Origin of the sequence: Kribbella sp. CCNWLW201 (genome assembly GCF_037203805.1) — a bacterium.
In the GTDB taxonomy this organism is placed as follows: Bacteria; Actinomycetota; Actinomycetes; order Propionibacteriales; family Kribbellaceae; genus Kribbella.
In genome coordinates this window covers 47320-70930 of sequence record NZ_JBBCBQ010000001.1, presented here as the reverse complement: position 1 = coordinate 70930, position 23611 = coordinate 47320, and the positions used below count along the sequence as shown (strand labels likewise).

The following is a 23611-nucleotide window of genomic DNA, read 5'->3' as shown; positions in this document are numbered from 1 at the left end:
GTCCCGGCCGGCTCCCCGGCGTCCATTCCCGCAAGTATCCCGCCACCAGCCTGCGCGGTTGTCACACCTCGATCGGCTCGCCTGTCTTAGCTGTCGACCGGTGCTTGGGAGAGGTGGCGAATGACCGCTGCGGCGATGGTTGCCGAGTTCGACGACGTGGCCGGGTGGACTGCTGACGCCGTACGCCAACTCGGCGACCGGTACGCCATACCGGCCGCGTGCCGTGGCAGTTCCAGCCCGACGGCGCTGGCCTGGCTGGCGGAAGCCTGTGAGCTGTCCGCCGGCATGCGCCTGCTCGACGTCGGTGCGGGCGTCGGGGGACCCGCGGCCTGGGCGGCCGAACGGTTCGGGGTCAGCCCGATCCTGCTCGAGCCGATGCCGGCCGCCTGCCGTGCCGCCGCCGACTTGTTCGGGCTGCCCGTCGTCCTGGCCGACGGCCGGCGGATTCCGCTGCGTACGGCGTCGGTCGACGTCGCCTGGTGTCTGGGGGTGCTCTGCACGGTCGAGGACAAGGCCGCCCTGCTCAGCGAGCTCCACCGGGTACTCGTGCCCGGCGGATCACTCGGCCTGCTCGTCGTTGTTGCTCAGGGCAATCAGCTGCACAGGCCGCCGGACGGCAACCACTTCCCGGGCCAGGAGGAGCTCGACGCCTTGCTCGGCGACGCGGGCTTCGACGTGGTGGAACAGATCGATCGCCCCGCCGAGGTGCCGCGATCGTGGTCCCGGCGCGCCGCGGAGGTCGCCGCAATGGTCGAGGCCCGTCACCGCGCCCACCGGGCATACGCCCTCGCCGCCCGCCAAGGCCGGCGCCTCGCCGGCCTCTTCGACGACGGACACCTTTCGATGCAACTGATTCACGCGACCAGACAGGAGAGCAGAGTATGACGTGGACCTTGGAAAGCCTCCGTGAGCACCTGCAGTGGGCGGTCGAACTCGAGCACGCGACGCTTCCGCCGTACCTCTGCGCGCTCTACTCGCTGGACCCGCGGCGGAACCCGGAGGCCGTCCAGGTCGTCGGCAGTGTCTTCTCCGAAGAGATGCTGCACCTCGCGCTGGCTGCGAACATCCTGAACGCGGTCGGCGGGCGGCCGCGGCTGGACGCCCCGGAGATGCTTCCGCCTCATCCGCGTCGGCTGCCGCACGGGTCCTTGGAACTGTCGTTGGTTCCCTTCGGCCCGGAAGCCTTGGAGATGTTCCTTGAGATCGAGCGACCGGCACCTCCGGGTGGGCCCGCCGAGGACGACAACTACGAGACGATCGGGCAGTTCTACGACGCGCTCGAACAGGGACTGCGGTCCTTGTGCGCCTCGTTGGGCGAGGAGGTGGTGTTCTCCGGCGATCCGGCCCGGCAGGTGAGCAACGCGCACTTCCGGCACAGCGGCGGTCGGCTGATCGTGGTCGACAGCTTGGCGTCTGCGCTCGCGGCCCTGGAGGAGATCGTCGAGCAGGGCGAGGGTACGGCGCGTGGCGAAGTCTGGGACGGCGACGCGGACATGTTCCACCCGGACCGCGACGAGGTCGCCCACTACTACCGGTTCCAGGAACTCAAGCTGGGCAGGCGATACCAGCGTGGCGACACCCCGGAATCCGGCCCGACCGGCGAGCCGATCAGCTTCGACGCGGACGGCGTACACCCGATGCGGCCGAACCAGCGCCCGACCGACCATCCTTCGGGGCACCCGATCCGGGTCGCGCAGGAGGAGTTCAACCACACGTACTGCGCTGTGCTGCATCTGCTCGAGCAGGCTTTCAACGGGAGCCCGCGAATGCTGTCCGTTGCCATCGGCACCATGTACGCGCTCAAGGCGCAGGCTTCGGCGTTGATGCAGCTGCCCTTGGACGACGGACATACGGCGGGACCTACCTTCGACTATGTCGCGCCGTCGTCGCGTCAATGGGCAGTCGGTGCCGCGCAGCGGGTCGCCGTACTGCCGAACGGTCCGTACGTCGTCTACGGCCGGGTGCCATTGCGGCGCAAGCAGAAGATCGTGTCCGAGAACAACGACTCGCTCACTTGGGAGACCTCTGCGGACATCGAGACCGAGGAGACCTACGCACTCTGCCGGTGCGGCCAGTCCGGCTCGAAGCCGTTCTGCGACGGCACGCATGCGGTGGTCGGGTTCGACGGAAAGGAGGCTTCGGCGATGCCGCCGTACCGGGAGCTGCAGCACGTGCACGACGGGATCGGCATCTCGGCGCAGCGCGTCGGGGAGTTGTGCGTCCACGCGGCCTTCTGCATCGGGCGGACCCGCCCGATCGCCGAGATGCTCGCCGACACCGGTGACAGCGACGTACGCTCCGATGTCATGGGACGGATCGATCACTGCCCCTCGGGGTCGTACAGCTACGCGCTCCACCGCGGTGGAGAGTCGATCGAGCCGGATCTGCCGCGGGCGATCTCGGTCCTCGGGGAGGAGGACGGTCAGGCCAGTGCGCTGTGGATCACCGGCGGTCTGCCGGTGTACCGGACCGACGGGCAGGCGCTGGAGTCTCGCAATCGGGTGACGCTGTGCAGGTGCGGGCACTCGTCGAACAAGCCGCTGTGTGACGGCACGCATCGCGAGATCAAGTTCCACGAATGACCTCAGCGGACTTGGAGCGGGCCGCGGCGGTCTTCGCGGAGGTTCGGCCGCGGCTGTTCGGTATCGCGTACCGAATGCTCGGGAGTGCTTCCGAGGCCGAGGATCTGGTCCAGGACGTGTGGTTGCGATGGCAGGCGGCCGACCGGTCCACGGTCGCGAATCCGGCGGCGTACCTGGCGACGGCGATCACCCGGCTGGCCATCAACGTGGCCCAGTCGGCCCGGGTACGGCGGGAGACGTATATCGGACCGTGGTTGCCCGAACCGGTCGACACCAGCGCGGATCCACTTCTCGGTGCCGAACGCGACGAGGCGCTGGAGTTCGCCGTACTGCTCATCTTGGAACGGCTCTCACCGACTGAGCGGGCGGCGTACATCCTGCGCGAGGCGTTCGACTACCCGTACGGCCAGATCGCCGAGATCATCGGATCCACCGAGACGGCGACGCGCCAACTGGTCAGCCGGGCCCGCAAACGCATCCTCGCCGAACGCCGCAATCCCGTCACCGGTAAGAAACAACGGCAACTCTTGAGCGCGTTCGTCACCGCGGCGCGCTCCGGCGACCTGGAGGCGCTCGAGCAATTGCTCGCCGACGACGCCATCAGCTACTCCGACGGCGGCGGCGCCGCCCGCGCCACCCGCGTCCCAGTGGTCGGCATTGAACGAGTAGCCAAGTACCACAAGGCCATCGCCCCACACTGGTGGAAGGACGTCGACGTCGAACTGGGCACAGCGAACGGCCAAGCGGTAGCGGTCCTGCGCCGAGATGGCGTCGCCTTCGCCATCCTCACCGTGACCGCCACCACAACCGGAATCAACCAGGTCATGTGGCAACTGAACCCGGCCAAGATCAGGACTTTTACTGGCTGAGCCGGGACGCTGCCTCGGCGAGTTCGGTCACGGATGCGGCGGCGGCAAAGCTCAGCCGCAGGTGGGCGCCGGGAGGTTCGGCGGGAAAGAAGCGGTCACCGGCGTTGACGAGTACGCCGCGCGCACGGCACGCGTCGGCCACGGCAACTGCCTGGCGATCCGCCGGCAACCGCACCCAGAGATGGAGTCCGCCATCCGGGACCTTGGTCACCGTGAAGTCGGGGACGTGTCGCTCCAGGGCGCCGACGAGGGTGGCGCAGCGGTCCCTCAGATTCGTCGCCAGCGACTTGACGTGGCGGTCCCAGGCAGGGGTGCTGAGCAGTTCGACCGCCGCCTCTTGTAGCGGCCTGGCGATGAAGAAGTCATCGACGTACCGCATGCCGAGCAGGCGACGCATCACAGGACCCCGGGCGACGACGGCGCCGATGCGCAGGCTGGGTGAGGCGGGTTTGGTCAGCGACGTCAGATAGACGATCGTCCCGTCGTGGTCCTCGGCGACGAGGGGCGCCGGTGCTGCGCGCCCGTGGCTGAGGTGCCTGGCGAAGTCGTCCTCGATGACGAAGGCGTTGGCCGATCGGGCGACCTCGATCAACTGGCGGCGCCGGTCGGGAGCGAGTACGACGCCTGTCGGGTTGTGGAACGTGGGCTGGCAGTAGAGAAGGCGGGCGCCGGTCATGGCGAACACGTCGGCCAGCAGGTCGATCCGGATGCCGTCGTCGTCCATCGGCACCGGGATCGGTCTCAGCCCGGCGGCTCTGGCCGCGGCGAGAGCGCCCGGATAGGTGGGCGATTCCACCAGCACCGGGCTGCCCGGCGCCACGATCGCGCGGAACAACATCGACAACGCGCCCTGACCGCCGCCGGTGATCAGCACGTCCTGCGGGATGGTTGCGCCTCCCGTCGTACGTGCGAATGCGGCACGCAGCGGTTCCAGGCCGGCGGTCGGAGCGCGGTGCCAGGCGTCCGGGCGGCGGGCTGCGCGGGCCAGCGCGGCTCCGAGCGCCTTGGTGGGCTGCAGTGTCTCGTGGAGGTAGCCGCCGGACAACGCGATCCCGTCGCCGGTGGGGAGTTGAACCGCCTCGACGGCGTTGGCCGGGTCGTACTCCCGGCCGGCCAGTGAGACCTCCTGCCAGGACATGTCGCTCACGACATCCGGGCGAATCACGCGCGGCGCGACGAACGTGCCAACGCCGGCGCGGGTGATCACGGCACCTTCGGTGGTCAACGTGGCGATCGCACGGGACACGGTGCCGGGCCCGACCCGGTAGCGCTCGATGAGCTCGCGACTGCTCGGCACCTTGGCGCCCGCGGGCAGGTCGGCCACCAGGGCCCGCAGCCGGGTCACCAGCGTCTCAGTAGTGCTACCATCGGACATGAAGGCTGATGGTAGCACTACTGAGATCACCCCGGAATCACTTCTGCGGTTGCGCGCCGACACCCCCGGCTGCGAGAACGTCGTACATTTCAACAACGCCGGCTGCGGCCTGCTCGCGACACCGGTCCTCGCAGCGGTCGTCGACCACCTCCAACTGGAGGCGACGATCGGCGGCTACGAGGCATCGGCCGCCCGCGCCGACGAGGTGCGCGCGTTCTACCGCGAGGTCGCCGGCCTCATCAACTGCACGCCGGACAACATCGCGTTCTCCGGCAGCGCGACGCATGCCTACGCCACCGCGTTGTCCTCGATCCCCTTCGAGCGCGGCGATGTCATCCTCACCACCCGGAACGACTTCATCTCCAACCAGATCGCGTTCCTGTCCCTGCGCAAGCGTTTCGGCGTGGAGATCGTGCATGCTCCGGACCTGCCCGAGGGTGGCGTGGATGTCGCCGCGATGGCCGAGTTGATGCGCACCCGTCGGCCCCGGCTGGTGACCGCCACCCACATCCCCACCAATGCCGGTCTGGTCCAGCCCATCGCCGAGATCGGCGCCCACTGCCGCGAGCTGGACCTGCTCTACCTCGTCGACGCCTGCCAATCAGTCGGGCAGTACCCGATCGACGTCGAGGAGATCGGATGCGACCTGCTGACCGCCACCTGCCGCAAGTTCCTGCGCGGCCCGCGCGCCTCGGGCTTCCTGTACGTCTCCGACCGTGTCCTGGCGGCCGGGTACGAGCCGCTCTTCATCGACATGCACGGATCCCGCTGGGTCGCCCCCGACCGCTACGAACCAGCCGCCACCGCGGCCCGCTTCGAGGAATGGGAGTTCCCGTACGCCACGGTGCTCGGCTGCGCCGCCGCCGTACGTTATGCGCGCACTGTCGGGTTGGATGCGATTTCCCGCCGTACCCCATTGTTGGCAGCGCGATTGCGCGAGAAGCTCGCGGACATTCCCGGCATCCGCGTCCTCGACCGCGGCACCACCCTCGGTGCCCTGGTCACCTTCGAAATCCAAGGCTGGCAGCCACATCCCTTCAAGGCCGCCATGGACGCAAGGCGCATCAATTCAGCCCTCAGCTTCCACCACTTCGCCCAATACGACTTCACCGACAAATCCGTCGACTGGTGCCTCCGCCTATCCCCCCACTACTACAACACCACCGAGGAAATCGACCTGGTCGCCAACGCCGTCGCCGACCTAGCCTCCTGAACCTGTCAGAAGGCGGGTGGGCCGCCGTGGAGGGCTCGGTGGGTGGCGTCGGTGTCGGCGAAGAAGTTCGGGACTCGGTTCTCGGTGTCGTAGTAGCGGTGGAAGACCGGGGTCTGCGAGCCGGACATCGGTGGGACGATCCAGGTCCAGTCGGCAGGGCAACGGCGACCTGCGCGCTCCTCCCTCTCCAAGTGGATGAGGAACCTGCGGGACTCGGTGTGGTGGTCGGTGATGGTCACGCCGTTCAGACGAAACGAGTGCAGTACCGCACGGTTGATCTCGACCAAGGCCCGGTCTCGCCAGAGGGTCGTCTCGTCCGAGGTGTCCAGCCCCATCCGTTCCGCGACCTCCGGGACCAGAGCGTAGCGGTCGCTGTCGCCCAGGTTGCGGGCCCCGATCTCGGTGCCCATGTACCAACCGTTGAACGGTGCGGCCGGGTAGGAGACACCGCCGATGACCAGCCGGTTGTTGCTGATGACCGGTACGGCGTGCCATCGCATGCCCAAGTCCGCGAACCAGGCCAGCTCGGGGTGCTCGAGCGGGACCTCGTGGACCGCATGTCCGGGGAGCTGGAACATCCGCGGTCCATCCTCGACGGTCTCCACAACGAGCGGCAGTACGTCGAAGGCTCCCGGGGACTCGGGTGGCCGCCATCCGCGTTGGATCAGTTCGCTGGTGAAGGTGCGGTAGCGGGGATCCCCGAGGACACGCCCGTGCGGCTGCTCGTATCCGGCGTACCGGATGAGTTGTTCGTTCCAGATCCTGGGCGCGGGCCGGAACGGGGTCTCGGGAGCGAACACGCTGATCATCGGCCGGATCTTCCCGCCGTTGTGAGCTGCGCGCAGATGGTCGAAGCAGTGCCCGGCGACGCCGTCGGCGTCGGAGACGGTCCGCAGGTCGCGCACATGCAGGCTGCGCCAGTACAGCCGGCCGATGCACCGTGCGTTGTTGCGCCAGGCGACGCGGGCGCCGAAGGCCAGTTCCTCCGGGGTGTGCCAGTAGGTCCCGGTCAGGTCGATCTCGCGCATCACCGCAGCGACCCGCGGGCCGATCGGCCCGGCCTGAGGGTTCTCGGCCTGGAAGAGCTCGAGGAACTCTTCGGCCGCAGCCCGAACCTTCTCGATGTCGACCCTCGCGAGACTTCGCTCCGGGATGGGCCGGCTCACCGGATGGCCGGGCCTCGCCCGAACCCTCCCGGGTCCTGGCGACGCCCGCCGGCCGGTCCATCGGGCCCTGCCCCACGGCCTGTCGCCGACCTGGAGCAACTGCTCTCCGGCGTGGACCACAACGAGGTGGCGAACGCCCAGGAAGAGGATTGCCAGGCTCAGTACGGTCAACACGACGACTGGGTGGCTGGTCGAGGCGCTCCAGCCAAGCAGAAGTGCTCGCACCGGTCAGTCCGAGCCGGGAGACTCCGGACCGCTTCCGTTCCGGAAGCGGATCTGCCGGTCGCTCAAATCGTCGAACAAGGGGTCGTTGTGGTGGGACCCCGGCTCGCCGGACAGAGACGTGCTCCCGAGCCGGTCGACCTCGGTGGCGAACGACTCCATGATCGACTGCATCCGCACCTGGGCCGACTGTGCGTAGGAACGAACCTGCTGCCCGGCCGTGTCCATGGCCTCCGCGACAATCTGGCGCTCATGTGCGCGCGCCTGGCCGATGCGCTCGCGGGCGTCCCGGCTGACGTCCTGGACCATCTCCTCGGCCACGAGCTGTGCTTGGCTGAACAGTTGGACGACCTGTTCGTTCACGCGCTCGCCGACCTGCTCGTACTCGTCCAGCTCCGCCTGCACGCGCTGCAGCTCCGCCCGCGTGCGCTGCAGCTCCATCTGGAGACGTTCGATCTCGGCCCGGCCCGCGTTGCGCTCTCGCTCCGCGACGTGCACCTGGTCAGCCAGCAGGTCGAGGAATCCGTAGACCTTGGCCGTGTCGAGGCCCAGCATCCGGCGCGGGAACGCCTGGTCCCGGATCGACTCGGGTGTCTGGTAGCGCGGAGAGTCGTGGCGGTAGCTGTTGTTCGTCACTTGTTGTCTCCTGACCTGGTAGCGCCGGCTCGGCGGTGTGCTTGTCCGCGGCTGCGTAGTAGAAGTGCTCGTACTTGATGTCCTCGGGCTGCAGGCCGGCGGTGGCCAGTTGCTGCAGCGTGTGCGCGACCATCTGCGGGCCGCCGCACACCATCGCCGTACGCCCGTAGAGCGTCTGCCGGGCCGCGACTGTGCCGACCTTCCCGCGCGTCCCGGGGTAGGAGGGGTCGTCCGACACGACCTCCGTGTAGTCGAACCATGGCCGTCGCTGGGCCATTTCTCGCAGCCGGGGACGGTCGTAGAGGTGCCAGGGCATCCGGACGCCGTGGAGTAGATGGACCAGTGGCCCGGTGCCCGACCGCTGCCACTCGAGCTCGATCTGCTCGAGAACCGCGAGGAGCGGGGCGAGACCGGTACCGCCGGCGACCATCAGCAGATCCCTCGTGTCGCCGTCCCGCCGGGTCAGCCGCTCGCCGATCGGCGCCCCCAGCTTCACGGTGTCGCCGACCTTCAGGGACCGCACGACTTTCGGGCTCACCTGACCGCCGTCGATCTGCTGCACGTGCAGGTCGATCGAGCCGTCCCGGCGCGGGGCGTTGGCCGGGCTGAAGTACCGCCACAGCCGGGGGCGTTGCGGGATCTCCACGGACACCGACTGGCCGGGGAGGAACTGGAACGGTCGCCTCGGCTGCACCGTCAGCAGTGTGAGGTCCATGGTCCGCCGCTCGGCCGACACCACATCGGCGTCCCACCAGTCAGGGCTGGACTCCGAGGACGTCTCCGCCGCCTCGACCATGATCCGCGCGACCACCTGATAGGCCGCCGTCCAGTCCGCGGCCAGGTCCTCGTCCCACTCGGGCCCGAGGAAGTGTTTCAGGGTCGCGCACAACGACGCTCCGACCGCGTTGTAGTGCTCCGCGGCGACGGCGTACTTGCGGTGATCGCGGCCGAGGTGCTGCAGGAAGGCCGCGTCGTTCTCGATCTGGTCCGCGTGGCTGACAATCCGGCCGAGTGCGCTGACGAACTTGTCCCGCTGGTTCGACATGGACAGCGGGAACATCGACCGCACCTCGGGATGGGACACGAAGAGATGCGAGTAGAAGTACAGCGGCACCTTCTCGCCGTGCTCCGTCACCCGGTCCCAGCTGCGCTGTAAGGCGTATGCATCCATCGGGCTTGCCTATCCGTCTCGTTGAGGCAGCTCCTCGAACGAAACAGACGGCCCATCAGGGGGCATCAGGCGCTGACGGTTGCCGGCCGCTAGGGCCGACGGGTACTGCGTTGACAAGGGTTTCCCCTCCCAGTCCAGACCCCGAGTCTTTTCCAGTCCTCCGTCTGCCTCCCGACCTACCCCCACCCCAACCCCTTGAAACCGCCAACCGGACCCAATCGTCTCGAAATTCCCCACGACCCCACTCCGCCCGCCCAAACCGAGAGCCCAAGCCAACCTGTCAAGGCCGACCCGGGCTCATACACAGAGGTTGTAGGCCCGTGGGATTCATCGGTGTGCGGCGTCGGTGTGGTGAGTCACGGAATTCGGCCTGTCACTGTGAAGGTCCCGTGCGTGGATCGAAGATCTCTCCTTCCAGCACGTGGTCCGGGTCGGTGAAATTCCACTTCCCGGCGCGTTGGCCACCCACGATGATCACGGTGCCGTCTGGAAGTGAGCGGCTCCCGAGCCGACTGAGTCGTCTGGGAGCCGCTTCGGATTTGGGGTTGAGTCAGTGGCCGCCGTCGTTGGCGGATGGGCGGACGATGGCCTTCTCTATGCGGTCCTCGGCATAGCAGTGGGCTTCGCCGGAGCGGCCGTCTGAGGTGCTGACGGTGATGGTGGCGAGATATGGAACCACGGCAGCGCGTTCGGTGATGCCGTCGAAGGTGTCCGAGTCTTGGCTGCGACCGCCGATGCGATGCAGTTCCACGTTGATCGTGAGCTCGCCGATCTGCTGCTCGGTGACGAGATCGACGAGTGGCGCCGTACTGCCGGCTGTCCGGCCGGGCAGGGACAGGAAGCCCTCTGCCTCTTGCGGGTTGACACCATCATCGATCACGACGTCGTACCGCACGTTCGGTCGATCCTGACTCAGCGCCACCTGGCCGTTCGGAAGCCCTTCCAGGTCGCAGATCGCCGACTCGAAGCCGGAGTCCGCGAAGATCGCCGCGGCCGGGTTGGTGGTCATTACGTCGTACGTGATGACGTCGGAGGTGCAGTCATCGTTGCCGGCCAGAACTGTGTAGCCGGGCACGGTCGCGGATCCGACGGCCACGCGGTAGTTGGCCGTGGTCACCGTTCCGGTGGTCCAGCTGTTCCCGCTTCGCTCCTGGAGGTTCTCCGTTACGGGCTCTCCAAGCGGGGTGCGAGTTGCTTCGACCGACGCGAGGCCGAGTGGTTCGTGCGTGGTGAAGTCGTAGAGCAAGAGTTCCGCCGCGAACGAGCCGTTGCCGGCGAAGACCGCCGTACCGTTCCAGCCCTCCGAAACCATGGTGTACTCCGGAGTCTCGACGAACATGTACGACCCCGAGGCGTCGTCCAAGGTGTTCGACGATGCTCCGAAGAAGACGTAGTCCCCCTGTGCTGTCTCGAACACACACGAGAGCGAGGTGATCGTGTTGAGGATTCGAGTCGGCGATTCCGCACTCGCTGTCGGTGCGGCGACCAGCCCTGCAGCCAGCAGTCCGAACCCACACAGCAATGCCCGTACTTTCATGGTGCTCCCGTCCCCTAGACCTAGACGGAGGAAGGAGCGACCCCGAATGCCCGGGCCGTCAGACCCGGGACCCCCCACTCGACCCCCCGAGATGGCAGCTCCGTTGCCCCTCGGGGCAGAAGCCGTGGCGAAATCATACGATCGCCGGCGCCATCGAGAAAGCGGGTTTCAAGGTGCCGACTCAGTCGGATCCATGCGGGATTCTCGGTGCGGCCCGACTTTGGCCGGACCGGGTTGGGCTCGATCAGTCCGAGGTAGAGCGGACCATCGGGCGTCTGGTCGATCACGATGAACACGCCGGTGCCGACGACCTTCGCGGCCGGGTGGTCGTAGCTGAACTTGATCAGCAGGCCGGGTCCTTCGGGTACGGTGAACGGAACGACACCTTCGATGAAGCCGGTCGCGTTGAGCGGCTTGGCGAAGTTGTCAGCGTTGCTCCCACCGGAGACCCCGGGCGGACCGAGCGGTTCTCGTCCCGAGCACCATTGGGCGACGATCTCGTGCACCGTGGCCGACGCCGGTGCAGTGGTGATGGTTGCCGCGGCGACCGTGAAGCAGGTGCACAGGCGATCGCCGCGCCGTACCCCGTCTGCCGCTGCCGTGCCTGCACTGGTGGCCTCGGCCAGGCCTTTCTGCTTGTGCGGCTGACCTAGCCTGCCTTGGTGTTGGCGCCGGCTACGATGCCGGCCGCAACGTCGCGAAGTTTGGCGTTGCCGGTCTGTGAGGTGCGAACCAGCAAACCGAACGCGCGGTTGGAGTCGAGCCGGTATCGCTCCATGCGATGCCGATCGCCTGGCCGATCAGGCTGCGCGAATCTCCGGGTGTCCGCGGGACAGCGCGAGCGAGAGCGCCGCGAGTAAGGCGGCGCCTGCAGCGAGGCCGACACCTGCGAGCAAAGAGATCTCAACGACCGCTCCGGCAGCCGCGCTGCCGATTGCGAAGCCGAGCCAATTGGCAGTGGTCAATGCGGCAAAGGCATGCGATTGACCGTGAACCGGTGTGTGCTCGGCGATGAGCAGCGCCTCCATCGCGTCGGCCGGCCCGGTGGCAGCACCGGCGAGGACCAGGAGAAGGACCGATAGGACAACCCCTGGCTCTGCGGCCAGTGTCAGGATGAAGACGCCGTACATCCCCAGACATACCGCAAGCTGCGCTGGCAGTGATCCGGGGAGGGAGATCCCGCCGTACACAAGGCTCGCTACCACTCCGCCGCTGGCCAGAGCGGCGACGAAGAGGCCGGCGTTCACACCGAGGTCGCCGGCGCGTACGACGACGCTTACCTGGAGAGCGCCGATCGCAACGGCGCCGAGGACGACGACCGCGAGGATGCGTGCCTGAATGCCTCTCAGCAGAGTGGAGCTCCGTCGATCGACCGATCCGGCAGCACTCTCGAAGTTCTCATCGATGGATCGCAGTGCTGAGGCCCCGCGGAGCCACCAGACGCCGATCAGTGACACGGCGGCAGTCACTGAAACAGCGACCACCGGAGGCGCCACCGCAACGATGCCTCCGACGACCAGCGGTCCGATGACGAAGACCGTCTCGGCGAAGAGCCCGGAGATCGCGAAGAGTGCCCGCCGGTTGTCAGAGTCCCCGGTCAGGGCGAAGACCTTTTTCGCGATCGAGGAGGAAGGAGGGCTGAGCGAGCCGGCGGTAGCTGCGGCGCCGACAAGAACCAGTGCCGGAGCTTGGGTCAGGACAGCGGTGATGTAGCCGGCGAACGCAGCCGTCTGGCTCAGGCTGGTGACCGCCAAGGTCCAAACCGGGCCGCGACGATCGACGACACGCCCCCAGATCGGCGCAGCCACCGCCACAGCTGTCGAGTAGGCGCCGACGACGAGTCCTGCAACGGCATAACTACCGGTGCTGTGCGCGGCGCTCAGGAGAAGCGACAGGTTCACCATTCCCGCCAGCAGGTAGCACACGAGGACGGCAGCTACGACCCGAGCGATCCCTGGGGCGTTGAGGGCGGCCCGATACCCGGACATCACCGTCACGGCGTCTCGACAGGCCGGTCGGACGTTCGGATGAACGTCGCTGCGACGACGGCGGCCACAGCGGTCAGGGCGGCAGCCACCAGGAATGCGACACTCCAACCGGCCGTCGTCGCGGCGGGCGATGGGCTCTCGGGCACCCCTGCCGTCCACGCGGCACTGACCGTTGTGAGTACGGCGAGACCGATAGCTCCGCCGATCTGCTGGCCGGCGTTGAAGAGCGCCGAGGCGATTCCCGCGTCGGCTTGACTGACTCCCGACACCGCGGCCGAAGTCAGCGGGACGAAGGTCAAACCGAGGCCGAATCCTGCGATGACCAGGGCTGGAAGCAGCGTGCCTGCGTAGCTGGAGTCCGGGGCGATCCGACTCAGCAGAACGATGCCAATAGCAACGATGGAGGCACCTGCGGAGGAAAGCAGGCCCGGTCTGATCCGGCCGGCGAGGCGGCCGGACAGGCGTGCCGCGATGGCGATCGCGATTGTCATCGGTACGAAGGCCAGGCCGACGCGGACGGGATCATGGGCCTGGATGCTCGACAGGAAGAGGCTCGTGAAGAAGAACAGCGAGTAGATCGCGACACCCAGAACCAGGCCCACGAGATCCGCGGCGACGACCGTCCGGTTTCGCATGACCTCCAGTGGGACCAGTCCGCCTTCACGGCTGCGCTGCAGTACGACGAACGACCCAAGGAGGAGGCCGGCCAGCAACAGCGGGATCAGAGTGCCGCCGTCGTGCCACCCGCGATCGGCGACTCGAGTCAGGCCGTAGACCAGGAGTGCCGTGCCGACGGTCACCATCGCAGCGCCGAGCAGGTCGATGCGCCCTCGGTTCATCCCGCGTGTCCGAGGCAGCACGGCGCCCCCGATCACCACCAGCGCAGCCGCCGGAATGTTGATCCACAACACCCAACGCCACGAGAAGGCTTGCGTCAGCACTCCGCCGAGGATCGACCCCAGCGCCGTACCACCGGCCGTGGCAGCAGCCCAGACGCCAAGCGCGGTCACCCGTCGGCGGCCCGGCGGAAAGACGGCCAGTACCAATGCCAGCGCGGCCGGCGCCATCGATGCCGCGCCCGCACCTTGCACGGCTCGAGCCACCACCAGTACGGCGGGTGTGGTGGCCGAACCACCTACCAGCGACGCCGCACCGAATGTCGCAGCACCCGCTAGGAAAACGCGTCTATGGCCGAAGCGATCGGCCAACCGGCCGCCCGGGATCAACAACCCACCGAAGGCCAGCGTGTACGCAGTGACCACCCATTGCAGGTCAGCAACAGCGAAGCCAAGCCCGTCCCGAATAGGGCCGAGCGCGACGTTGACGATCGTCGCATCCACCACGATCAGCAATTGACTACCGGCGAGAACTGCGAGCGCCAGCACTGCTCGTCGGCGAGCCGTCCGGGCCTTCTCAACGGTCGACGACGATCGCTGTGCCACTCTCGGACCTTTCACTCAACGAGCGTAGAGTGAATCAGGAACTGGGTCAACGGGCGTAGAGTGAACGTCGTGAACGAGGGTGATCAGAAGCTGTCCAGGGCTGACCGGCGACGCCGTACGGAGGAGGCGATCCTGGCGGCGGCCCGCCGTCAGTTCGCGGAAACCGGCTACGAACGCACCAGCATCAGAGCAATCGCCACCGAGGCCGGGATCGATCCGGCGCTGGTCATGCAACTGTTCGGCAACAAGGAAGGCCTGTTCACCGCCGCCGCGACGTCAACGGTCGACCTTCGGGCGTTGATCAACGCGACCGCGGACAACCTCGCGGACGCCGCCGCTGCCCACATGCTTGCCGGATTCGAAGATCCGGACACCCGCGCAGGTGCTGAAGCTTTGCTGCGCAGCAGCCTGACGCATCCGCAGGCCGGCGCGGCCCTCCGCGAGCAGGTCATGACACCAACACAGACTGCGGTTGCCGCGACGATCGGAGGCCAGGATGCCGAGTTGCGCGCCGCACTCCTCAACGCATGCACACTGGGCGTGACGATCTCCCGCTACCTGCTCCAGGATCCGACTCTCGCGCAGGCCGATCGCCAGGACATCGAACGAATCCTGCAACCCGCCCTTCAGGCCATCGTGGGAACGGTCAGCGACAGCCGACAGGCCAATGGGCGCTGACCAACGAAGATCGGCAGGCACCTGGGCGTCTGGTACAACAAGCAGCCCTTCGCCCCTCGCCCTCGCGGGTGTGGACTACTGCCGACTCGGCTGAACGCCAGGCGCCGCGAGACGGGTTGCTTGACCACCGACCGGCCGTGTGAGCGCTGCCAGAAGGAAGCCTGTGAGCATGCTGAGCACGACGACCCCGGCCCACATCTCAACGCCCCAGCCCAGTTGGCCGTCCAGTGCCAGTCCGACGAGCTGCCCACTCCAGACGACCGCTGGGACAGCAACACCCAGAGCTACCGCCGATGCACTGGGCCACGACCGAAGCGCCATTTCCAGAAGCAGACTCGCGACCACTGCCGCTACCGCGGGGGTGGCCCAGCGCATCTCGGACAAGGCCGCGGCGGGAATGGCGACAAAGCCGACCACGACCGCGACCGTTCCGGTCGAGAGCGGTCCCTGCCGGCGCACCAGGAGCAGGGGTACGGCGATCAGCGCCGTGCCGACGAGGTATCCGGCCAAGCCGACGGTGGCCGGCAGTTCCGCTTCGAGGTGGCCGGGGGCACCCTCCGGAATTGTTGTCAAGGGCAATGTCGCTGTGGGCTGCGTGAACACCGACAGGTAGCTCAGGAAGAAACCGGCCAAGGCAGTCACCGTCCCCAACGACACCATCGCCGGCCACGCCTCGGCGAACCGCCGTGGCAGTGCACTGTTGCGCCGGAGTGTGGCGCGCAGTGGGCTCGACAGCAACAAGGCGCCGCCGACGAGCAGCACGAGATGAGTTGGGCTGACGAGGGCATCGACTCCTGCCTCGATCCCGAACGCGAGGTGCCACAGCATGTCGCCGAGTCCGCCGGCGGCGAACACCGCGATGCCCGCGAGTCCTCGCCCGTATCCGTTCGGAACGGCGCTGAACAGACTCCGGCCCTGCCGCCGGCGCCGCCAGATCATCCAGCCGAGCCAGATCGCCGATGCGGTGAATCCGCCGTACAGAACGCCATGCCAGGGTGTGAAGAAGTCGTCCAGTCCACCCACGTTGAGGTGCGCCCAGCCATCGGCATAAACGCCGCCGATCAGCCACACACCCAGCAGTGCTGCGACGCCATCCTCGCCGGTACTCGAGCCTTCGGTCAGCCGACCGGTCCTGCTGCCACCTGTCCGCATCACACCACGCCCCTCTCCAGAAATACCCCCGCGGGGTAATTTCTATACACCCAGGGGGTATCTGTCAAGCGTACCGCCGGCCTGGTGGCCGTCAGGCTTTGCGGAAGACGGTCTGAAGGTCTTCACCCTGCCCGGTGCTCAGAAGTGACCTGGCGCGACGGCAAGCCGGTTCACCGTCGACGACTTGGTCTTCAGCGTTGAGTTCTGCCGCAATCACATGGAGGGCGACTGAGGCAGTGTCGGAGGGTGGGACCGGTGGCTGTTGTCGCGACCGATCCGCAGAACTCCTTGACAGCTCAGGTATCCCGAGATCGATAATCGATCACGATCTATTATCGACCGAACGGACAGCAGTGAGACTCATCAAGGATGTCGGGCAGCGGGACTCGGGCCGAACCTTCAGCGGTGAGGTCGTCGTCGACGGCTCGGTCTGCTACGACTTCGTCGTCAGCCTGCGCGCCCTCTTCAATCCACGGACGTTCACGAGGACTCGCCGTTGGAGCGCCAGCCAGCTCCCGCAACTGCCGGCGGCTCTGCTGCCGAAGGCCAAGTTCCTCTTCCAGGGCTTCGACACTTCGCTCGGGTACGGCGCCACGCGCCTCATCGGCCGGTTGCCGCCCGGGGCAAAACCTGCCGACCTGATCCGCGCCGTCGGCCAGTCGCCGTCGGCGGAGTTGGCGCTGTTCATGCTCGACACGGGCGAGACCAGCCAGGATCGACTGGACCTGTACCGCGCCGTGCTGATGGGCGACGACTCCCAGACGACTCGTGCTCTCGCCGGGCTGCCGGCGGGATGGGCCACTCGATGCCGTCAAGTCCTTCAGGATCCGGACCAGGCCCGATCCGATCTCGTCGACGTCCTCAGCGCATATCTGGACCGCATCTATTCACACCATCTCGAATCCGTCCAGGGCCGCATCACAGCCGCCGTTCCGGTCGCCGAGAAGATACTCGGCATCCTTCCGCCATCGGCGGCCATCGAGCAGCTCACCGGTGGATACACCATCGGCGCCGATCTGGGACTGAACAAGATCACCATGGCACCGTCGGTGTTCATTCACCCCTACATGTCGACACGGCTGGACGAGAGCACTGGTGAGGCCCTCGTCATCTACGGCCTCCCCAGTGACATCTTCGACGCCTATGACCCCGTACCGGTTCGCCACGAGCTCATCGCCGCACTCAAGGCGATGGCTGACCCCAATCGGCTGGCGCTGCTGGAGATCCTCAGTGGCGACGAGGTCTACGCCACCGAGCTGACCAGCCGGCTCGGCCTGGCCCAACCGACCGTCCACCATCATCTGGCCCAACTCCGAACCGCCGGGCTGATCCGCCAGGAACGCGACCGGCACGGCATGAAGTACTCGATCCGGCACGATTCCGCCGACGCGGTGCTGCGCTCGCTGCGCGACCTGCTCGGATCCCCACCCACGACCTGAATTCCCTGGAGGACCGACATGACCCGCCACCGTCATCGTCACGTATTGTTGCTCGCGGCAACTCTGCTCCCACTCGTCCTGTCCACCGGCTGCGGCAGCGGCACCCCGGTCGGCGTCGACAACCTGCCCGCGGCGGGACAGACACGCGACGGGGACGTCTTGGCGACCGCGCGCTCCAAGGGAGTGCTGCGCGTCGCCAACACGCAGGCGAACCCGCCGTACAGCCTGGTCGACAAGGCCAACCAGGTCGTCGGTTTCGACGTCGACGTCGCGAACGAGATCGCCAGGCGCATGGGAATCGGCAAGGTCGAATTCGTCGTCGGCACCTTCCAGACTTTCATTCCGGGTCTCCAGTCCGACAAGTGGGACGCAGTGATCGCCGGGCTGACGATCACCGACGAGCGGAAGAAGCAGGTCGACTTCAGCTGTCCGTACCAGGTCAACGGGGTGAGCATCTTCGTTGCCGACCGCAACACGACGATCTCCCAGGAGGCCGACCTGGCCGGGAAGCGAGTGGCCGTCAGCGCCGGGGGGACGCAGGAGCAGCAGGCGCGGGCGATCAAGGGCGCCAAGGTCCTCACCTATGACAACTCGACCTTGGCCCTGAAGGACGTGGCGACAGGCCGCGCCGATGCCTACATCGGTTCGAAGTTCACCGGCGCCTACCTGGCCGAGCAGAGCGGGCTCGCGGTCGAGCCCGTCGCGGAGTACCTGTCCAGCGAGCTGAACGGCATGGCTTTCCCCAAGGGACAGGAAGAGCTCACGAAGGCCGCCGACAAGGCGCTGGCGGACATGATCTCCGACGGCACCCTGAGCAAGATCTCCAAGCAGTGGCTCGGCGGCCTCGATGTCGCCGAGGACCTGCGCCGGCAGCCGGCCTGCTGACGCCCGTCAGCCCGCCCAGGACGGAGACCTTCGATGGATCTCATCTCGCGCACCATCCCCCTGCTCGGCCAAGCGGTGGTCATCACCCTGCTCCTCGGTGTCACGTCGTTCCTGATCGGATCGATCATCGGAATGATCGTGGCTCTGGGCAGGCTGTCCAGCCACCGCGTCCTCAGATATCTGGCTGTCGCCTACGTGTCGGTCGTCCGCGGTACCCCGCTGCTGATCCAGGTTCTGCTGATCTACTTCGGCCTGCCGCAGCTCGGGATCGTCGTCCCACCCATCCCCGCGGCGATCGCCGCACTGTCGATCAACGGCCCTGCCTACCTCAGTGAGAACTTCCGCGCCGGCGTACTGTCCGTCGACCGCGGCCAGCGGGAAGCCGCCCACTCGCTGAGCATGACCTACGCGCAGTCGCTGCGCCGCATCATTCTCCCGCAGGCTGCCCGGATCGCCCTGCCCCCGGTCGGAAGCCGATTCATCGCGATCATGAAGGACACGTCCCTGGCCTCGGTCATCACCGTCTTCGAACTCACGCGGCTGGCGAACATGGTGGGCTCGGCGACGTTCCGGTACATCCAGATGTTCGTCATCGTCGCCTTCGTCTACTGGGTCATCAACACTCTCCTGTCCGCCGGCCAGGAGGTGCTGGAACGCCGACTCGCCCGGCCGTACTGACCATCCCCACCGCAACCCGAGGGAGTCACCATGCCTGTCGCACCGACCGTCGAGATCACCGGCCTGCGGAAACGCTTCGGCACGCTGGAGGTGCTCAAGAGCGTCGACCTGACCGTCGCCCGCGGCGAGGTCGTGGTCGTCATGGGAGCCTCCGGCTCCGGCAAGACGACGTTGCTGCGCTGCATCAACCTGCTCGAGACACCTGATGCGGGCAGGATCATGGTCTGCGACTGCACGGTGGCGTGTGGACGCGGCGGCGTCAATGGGCGGACCTGGACGAAACTCGTCCGAACTGTCTGCCTCCACGCCGCGATGGTCTTCCAGCAGTTCAATCTGTTCCCGCACAAGACGGCGCTGCAGAACGTGATCGAGGCACCGATCACCGTCAAGGGCATGAACAAGGCAGACGCCACCGCGCTCGGAGAGCGGCTGCTCGCCCGCGTCGGGCTCGCCGACAAACGCGACGAATATCCCTCCAGGCTGAGCGGCGGCCAGAAACAACGGGTCGCCATCGCCCGAGCACTCGCGATGGAACCCGACGTCATCCTCTTCGACGAGCCGACCTCGGCCCTCGACCCCGAGCTGCACGAGGAGGTGCTCCAGACGATGCGCGATCTCGCCCGGGGCGGGATGACCATGATCGTCGTGACCCATGAGGTCCAGTTCGCCAGAGACGTCGCCGATCGCGTTGTTTTCATGGACGGCGGCGAGATCGTCGAAAGCGCACCGCCGGCCGAGTTCTTCGCCCGCCCCCGCCATGCCCGGGCCAAGCTGTTCCTCCGTCTGGTCGCGAGGGACGACGACGCGCCCGCGAATGACCCCACCAACGCGAAAGGGACCAAGGCCGAGCTGTGAACAGCTATCTGAGCCATCTCACCTGCGTCTACTGCGGTACGCCGTACCCGGCACAACCGATGCCCGAGGGCTGCCCCGCCTGCCGGTCCGACAGCTTCGCCTCGGGCCTGACGGCGGTCTACGACTACGACCGTCTGAAGACGGACCTCGGCGACGCCCCACTGTCAGAACGTGGAGAAGGCCTGTGGCGCTACCGCCGGCTGCTGCCCGTCCGGCAACAGGCCGCTGAGATCAGCCTGGGCGAGGGAGGCACTCCCCTGGTGACCCTGCCTGACCTTGCGGACGAGCTGGGCGCGGAACAGGTATGGATCAAGGACGAGTCGCGCAACCCGACCTGGACCTTCAAGGACCGGAACGCCGCGGTCACGATCAGCAAGGCCGTCGAGTTCGGTGCCGGCGCTGTCGTCGTCTCGACGTCCGGAAACCACGGCGTCGCGATCGCGGCCTACGCCGTCCGGGCCGGCGTCGAGTGCGTCGTCCTCAGCTACCCCGGCCTGCCGGAGAGCCAGCAAAGCCTCATCCGGGCCTTCGGTGCGCGCCTGGTCATCACCGAACCGGACAAGCGCTGGGAGGTCATGGAAGAAGGTATCCGTGAACACGGCTGGTACCCCGCGTCGAACTACACCAGCATCCCGACCAACGGTGCCTACGGGCACGAGGGGTACAAGACCATCGCCTACGAGATCGCGGACGTCCTGGGCACGACACCGGACGTCGTCTGCGTGCCGACGTCGTACGGCGAAGGGCTGTACGGGATCTGGAAGGGCTTCGACGAGCTCGAGCGCCTCGGCAGAGCCGACCGAGGGCCGAGGATGGTCGCGTGTGAGCCCGCCGGCGGGCCGCTCGGACTCGCCGTCCGCACTCCGCGGCAACCGATCGTCACGGTCCCTCGCACACCGACCGTCGCGCGCGGCATCGGCGGATCGGTCAACAGCTACATCTCGGTCGCGGCGCTGGCCGCATCCGACGGGCTGGTGGCCCAGCCGACCGACGCGCAGATCATGGCCGCCCAGCGCAGATTGTCGGCGGCCGGGTTCTTCGTCGAACCCGCCAGTGCGGCTGGACTCGCCGGCCTGCGTATTCTCGCCGCCGAGCGGCGGCTGCCGCCAGGTTCCCGCATCGTCTTGGTCAACACGTCGAGCGGCCTGAAGAATCTCGAGAGCATGCGCGACCAGCCTGCTGCGTTGTCCTCCGGGCCATCGACCGACCAGGAAGCCGTGTCCGCCTGACTGCCAACGGGCGAGGTCTCATGGGTTGCGTCCGTGCACACTGGTCGTAGTCTCCAACCCGTGCCTCCGGCAGGCGGGCGGTCCACTTCTCCGTTGCCGCCGTAGCGCCGTGCGGGGCACCACGAAGCAGCCGGGCCCGCACAGGTGCAGTGAGAGCACCGAGGCACCGCGACCGGGTGGGCTGACGCGACGGTGACCGGTTGCCTATGGCAATCCCGCGGCGGCAGTCAGTCCGAGCAGCGCCGCCGGTCGGACGATCGACCGCGGCGCTAGGGCGTGGGGCACCGTACGGCGGGTGATCCACTTTCCCCGCGAGGCGCGCAAGTCACGACCACAGCGGCGTAGACGAAAGGGCAACCGTGACGCTCATCGGCGGTTCGACCCGTTCCGAGGCGCTCGCCGGCCGCGAAGCGCCTTTCGCAGGGCCTCGGCCTCCTCGGTGGTCATCTCGTCGACGAATCGCAACAGTGTGGTCGCGTTGTCGCCACTGCTGTCCAACGCCTGGCGCATCAATTCAGCGCTGTACTCCTGCCGCGAGGAAACCGGACTGTAGAGGTAGGCGCGGCCGTCCAGTTCCCGTGTGACCCAGCCCTTGCGGTGCAGGTTGTCCAGCACCGTCATCACCGTGGTATACGCGAATTCACGGTCCTTGCGCAGATCGTCGAGCACCTCCCGCACCGAGGCCGGCCGCTCCCACGACCACAGCCGGTCCATCACGGCTGCCTCGAGCTCGCCGAAACCGCGCACCCTGCCCTCCTCAGCTCCACGTCGCTAGGGCACATGGTAGTCGTGTACGGCGACCTAGAGCGGGCCGCGCGGACCAGTCCAGTCCGAGGTGAGCAACTCGGCGTGGAGTTGCTGGCGCCCCGACCACAGCCATCAGCCCGGCTGCCGCCAGCCCGGCAATACTCACGATCGTCATCCGCCGATGGATGTCCACTGGTTCGAACGACACCGAGGTGCGAAGCCGACCGCCCGCCGTACCCTCTGAAGTGCCGTCGTGAGTCGACATACCTGACCTCTCACTGCATATGTACTATCGCCCCTAGTACTAACCACCATCGAACCACAATCGAAAGCCGGAGGGATGCCGGATGAGCCGACCGGCGCCGGGCGGGACCCGTCGTACTGGCGGGCCGAAGTCCAGGCCGTCGCCGAAGCCGACGCCTACGGTCAGGCGGCGGCTGAGAGTGGCGTTGCTGATCGGTTTCGCGGTCGTTCTGATCGCAATAGGACTGATCCGGATCCTTGGCTCGGGCGGCGACTCGCGCCCGGCGGCGGGTGAAGGCAACGATCCGGGCGTCGCGCACGTTCATGGACTAGGCATCGACCCACAGGACAAGACTCTGTACGCCGCGACCCATTTCGGTGTGTTCCGGATCCCCGCTGACGGCACGCCGAGCCGGATCGCGGACCGGTACCAGGACACGATGGGCTTCACCGTCGTCGGCCCACAGCACTTCCTCGGCAGCGGTCACCCGGACCCGATGGAAGGCAAGCCGGCGAACCTGGGCCTGATCGAGTCCACCGACGGCGGCGAGACCTGGCGTGATCTGTCCCTCAGTGGCCAGGCCGACTTCCACTCCCTCGAAGCCATTCACGGCCAGGTCTTCGGTTACAACAGCGGCACCGGCCTGCTCATGGTGAGTAGTGACAAGGTCACCTGGGATGAGCGCGCTGAGCTCCCCATGGCCGACTTCGCGGTCAGCCCGGCCAGCGCGGACGTCCTCATCGCGACGACCGAGAACGGGCCTGCGGCGAGTAACGACGGCGGCCGCACCTTCACAGTCGCCCAAGGAGCGCCACCACTGATCTTCGTATCGTGGCCGGATTCGGCGGCCTTGTACGGCGTCACCACTTCCGGCGCGGTGCTCCGCAGCGCGGATCAAGGCAAAACCTGGCAACAGGAAGGCGCCCTGGATGGCCGCCCGGCTGCGCTTACCGCCACGGACGCCATGACTGTCTACGCCGCAACCGACACCGGCATCTACCAGTCGACCAACGGCGGCAAGTCCTTCGAGCAGCGCTACCGCATCACTGGGTAGCGCCAGACGGACGCGTCAGCCGCCCGATCCGCATGCGTCAGGAGCGGACGAGGCGGGCGATGGCTTCGGAGGCTTCCTTGATCTTGCGGTCGGCCTCGCGGCCGCCAGCCGCCGCGGCGTCCACCACGCAGTGCGCGAGATGGTCGTCGAGCAGGCCGAGCGCCACCGACTCAAGTGCCTTCGTCATTGCCGAGATCTGGGTCAGGATGTCGATGCAGTACTTCTCGTCCTCGACCATGCGCTGCAGGCCGCGGGCCTGGCCCTCGATGCGCTTCAATCGCCGCAGGTACGCCTCCTTGTCCTCGATGTATCCATGTGCTGCCTGCCCGGCCATGCTCACCACTTCCTTCCTGGCGACGGCCGGACCCCAGCGGTCGGCGACGCCCCTCCAGCGTACCCAGGTAGGGTATAAAACTCGACAGGTCTATACGGAATACCCCTATGGGGTA

At 67.2% G+C, this 23611-nt stretch carries 23 protein-coding genes; 11 read left to right on the top strand and 12 right to left on the bottom strand.

The window, feature by feature from the left end; translation table 11 throughout:
• The first annotated feature begins 120 nt into the window (after positions 1 to 120).
• Genes V9K99_RS00325 through V9K99_RS00315 form a run of 3 tightly spaced genes read left to right on the top strand, consistent with a single transcriptional unit; the run spans position 121 to position 3451 of the window.
• Entirely contained in the window at positions 121 to 885 is a 765-nt protein-coding gene (locus V9K99_RS00325; protein ID WP_337008210.1) for a class I SAM-dependent methyltransferase, read from the top strand.
• Positions 882 to 2582, top strand: a complete 1701-nt coding sequence (locus V9K99_RS00320) for a ferritin-like domain-containing protein (RefSeq protein WP_337008212.1) — start codon at positions 882 to 884, stop codon at positions 2580 to 2582. Before V9K99_RS00325 ends, V9K99_RS00320 begins: the two co-directional genes overlap by 4 nt.
• Positions 2579 to 3451, top strand: coding sequence for an RNA polymerase sigma-70 factor (locus tag V9K99_RS00315; protein WP_337008214.1), 873 nt, complete (start codon positions 2579 to 2581; stop codon positions 3449 to 3451). The genes V9K99_RS00320 and V9K99_RS00315 overlap by 4 nt, the downstream gene beginning before the upstream one ends.
• Here V9K99_RS00315 and V9K99_RS00310 read toward each other — a convergent pair.
• Positions 3441 to 4826 carry an aminotransferase-like domain-containing protein gene (locus V9K99_RS00310; RefSeq protein ID WP_337008216.1) on the bottom strand — a complete coding sequence of 462 codons (1386 nt, stop codon included), beginning with the start codon at positions 4824 to 4826 and terminating at the stop codon, positions 3441 to 3443. The two genes, V9K99_RS00315 and V9K99_RS00310, sit on opposite strands and share 11 nt — an antisense overlap.
• Between V9K99_RS00310 and V9K99_RS00305 the strand changes: the two genes are divergently transcribed.
• Complete coding sequence (locus V9K99_RS00305; RefSeq protein ID WP_337008218.1) at positions 4825 to 6039, top strand: aminotransferase class V-fold PLP-dependent enzyme; 1215 nt, start codon at positions 4825 to 4827, stop codon at positions 6037 to 6039. The two genes, V9K99_RS00310 and V9K99_RS00305, sit on opposite strands and share 2 nt — an antisense overlap.
• Before the next feature lie 5 nt (positions 6040 to 6044).
• Here V9K99_RS00305 and V9K99_RS00300 read toward each other — a convergent pair whose 3' ends face one another.
• The 8 genes from V9K99_RS00300 to V9K99_RS00265 all read right to left on the bottom strand — a co-directional run bounded on the left by V9K99_RS00300 (position 6045) and on the right by V9K99_RS00265 (position 14201).
• Positions 6045 to 7205: a nitric oxide synthase oxygenase gene (locus V9K99_RS00300; RefSeq protein ID WP_337008220.1), complete on the bottom strand. Its 1161-nt coding sequence runs from the start codon at positions 7203 to 7205 to the stop codon at positions 6045 to 6047.
• A 228-nt stretch (positions 7206 to 7433) separates the two neighbouring features.
• Positions 7434 to 7982, bottom strand: a complete 549-nt coding sequence (locus V9K99_RS00295; RefSeq protein WP_337008222.1) for a DivIVA domain-containing protein — start codon at positions 7980 to 7982, stop codon at positions 7434 to 7436.
• Positions 7930 to 9234: a globin domain-containing protein gene (locus V9K99_RS00290; RefSeq protein ID WP_337008224.1), complete on the bottom strand. Its 1305-nt coding sequence runs from the start codon at positions 9232 to 9234 to the stop codon at positions 7930 to 7932. The genes V9K99_RS00295 and V9K99_RS00290 overlap by 53 nt, the downstream gene beginning before the upstream one ends.
• 550 nt (positions 9235 to 9784) lie before the next feature.
• Positions 9785 to 10771 carry a hypothetical protein gene (locus tag V9K99_RS00285; protein ID WP_337008226.1) on the bottom strand — a complete coding sequence of 329 codons (987 nt, stop codon included), beginning with the start codon at positions 10769 to 10771 and terminating at the stop codon, positions 9785 to 9787.
• A gap of 20 nt (positions 10772 to 10791) precedes the next feature.
• Complete coding sequence (locus V9K99_RS00280) at positions 10792 to 11277, bottom strand: hypothetical protein (RefSeq protein WP_337008228.1); 486 nt, start codon at positions 11275 to 11277, stop codon at positions 10792 to 10794.
• 143 nt (positions 11278 to 11420) lie between these two features.
• On the bottom strand, positions 11421 to 11549 hold the full coding sequence (locus V9K99_RS00275) for an ANTAR domain-containing protein (RefSeq protein WP_337008229.1): 129 nt from the start codon (positions 11547 to 11549) through the stop codon (positions 11421 to 11423).
• Between the two features lie 22 nt (positions 11550 to 11571).
• Positions 11572 to 12759: an MFS transporter gene (locus tag V9K99_RS00270; protein ID WP_337008230.1), complete on the bottom strand. Its 1188-nt coding sequence runs from the start codon at positions 12757 to 12759 to the stop codon at positions 11572 to 11574.
• 5 nt (positions 12760 to 12764) lie between these two features.
• On the bottom strand, positions 12765 to 14201 hold the full coding sequence (locus V9K99_RS00265) for an MFS transporter (RefSeq protein ID WP_337008232.1): 1437 nt from the start codon (positions 14199 to 14201) through the stop codon (positions 12765 to 12767).
• Positions 14202 to 14270: 69 nt separating this feature from the next.
• On the opposite strand from V9K99_RS00265, the gene V9K99_RS00260 reads away from it, so the two are divergent.
• Positions 14271 to 14879, top strand: coding sequence for a TetR/AcrR family transcriptional regulator (locus V9K99_RS00260; RefSeq protein WP_337008234.1), 609 nt, complete (start codon positions 14271 to 14273; stop codon positions 14877 to 14879).
• 75 nt (positions 14880 to 14954) lie between these two features.
• Here V9K99_RS00260 and V9K99_RS00255 read toward each other — a convergent pair whose 3' ends face one another.
• Positions 14955 to 16034 (bottom strand): hypothetical protein, encoded by a 1080-nt coding sequence (locus V9K99_RS00255; RefSeq protein WP_337008236.1) that lies wholly within the window; start codon positions 16032 to 16034, stop codon positions 14955 to 14957.
• Positions 16035 to 16384: 350 nt separating this feature from the next.
• Here V9K99_RS00255 and V9K99_RS00250 point away from each other — a divergent pair, with 350 nt between their 5' ends.
• Genes V9K99_RS00250 through V9K99_RS00230 form a run of 5 tightly spaced genes read left to right on the top strand, consistent with a single transcriptional unit; the run spans position 16385 to position 21117 of the window.
• Positions 16385 to 17470, top strand: a complete 1086-nt coding sequence (locus tag V9K99_RS00250) for an ArsR/SmtB family transcription factor (protein WP_337008238.1) — start codon at positions 16385 to 16387, stop codon at positions 17468 to 17470.
• A gap of 18 nt (positions 17471 to 17488) precedes the next feature.
• A complete protein-coding gene (locus V9K99_RS00245; protein ID WP_337008240.1) occupies positions 17489 to 18355 on the top strand; it encodes a transporter substrate-binding domain-containing protein in 867 nt (288 codons plus the stop codon).
• 33 nt (positions 18356 to 18388) lie between these two features.
• Positions 18389 to 19033: an amino acid ABC transporter permease gene (locus V9K99_RS00240; protein ID WP_337008241.1), complete on the top strand. Its 645-nt coding sequence runs from the start codon at positions 18389 to 18391 to the stop codon at positions 19031 to 19033.
• 30 nt (positions 19034 to 19063) lie between these two features.
• A complete protein-coding gene (locus V9K99_RS00235; protein ID WP_337008243.1) occupies positions 19064 to 19888 on the top strand; it encodes an amino acid ABC transporter ATP-binding protein in 825 nt (274 codons plus the stop codon).
• Positions 19885 to 21117, top strand: a complete 1233-nt coding sequence (locus V9K99_RS00230) for a threonine synthase (protein ID WP_337008245.1) — start codon at positions 19885 to 19887, stop codon at positions 21115 to 21117. The genes V9K99_RS00235 and V9K99_RS00230 overlap by 4 nt, the downstream gene beginning before the upstream one ends.
• Before the next feature lie 366 nt (positions 21118 to 21483).
• Here V9K99_RS00230 and V9K99_RS00225 read toward each other — a convergent pair whose 3' ends face one another.
• Positions 21484 to 21864, bottom strand: coding sequence for a BlaI/MecI/CopY family transcriptional regulator (locus V9K99_RS00225; protein WP_337008247.1), 381 nt, complete (start codon positions 21862 to 21864; stop codon positions 21484 to 21486).
• A 347-nt stretch (positions 21865 to 22211) separates the two neighbouring features.
• Here V9K99_RS00225 and V9K99_RS00220 point away from each other — a divergent pair, with 347 nt between their 5' ends.
• Positions 22212 to 23162: a F510_1955 family glycosylhydrolase gene (locus tag V9K99_RS00220; RefSeq protein WP_337008249.1), complete on the top strand. Its 951-nt coding sequence runs from the start codon at positions 22212 to 22214 to the stop codon at positions 23160 to 23162.
• A gap of 37 nt (positions 23163 to 23199) precedes the next feature.
• Here the strand turns inward: V9K99_RS00220 and V9K99_RS00215 are convergent, their stop codons facing one another.
• On the bottom strand, positions 23200 to 23496 hold the full coding sequence (locus tag V9K99_RS00215; RefSeq protein WP_337008251.1) for a metal-sensitive transcriptional regulator: 297 nt from the start codon (positions 23494 to 23496) through the stop codon (positions 23200 to 23202).
• Positions 23497 to 23611 lie beyond the last annotated feature (115 nt).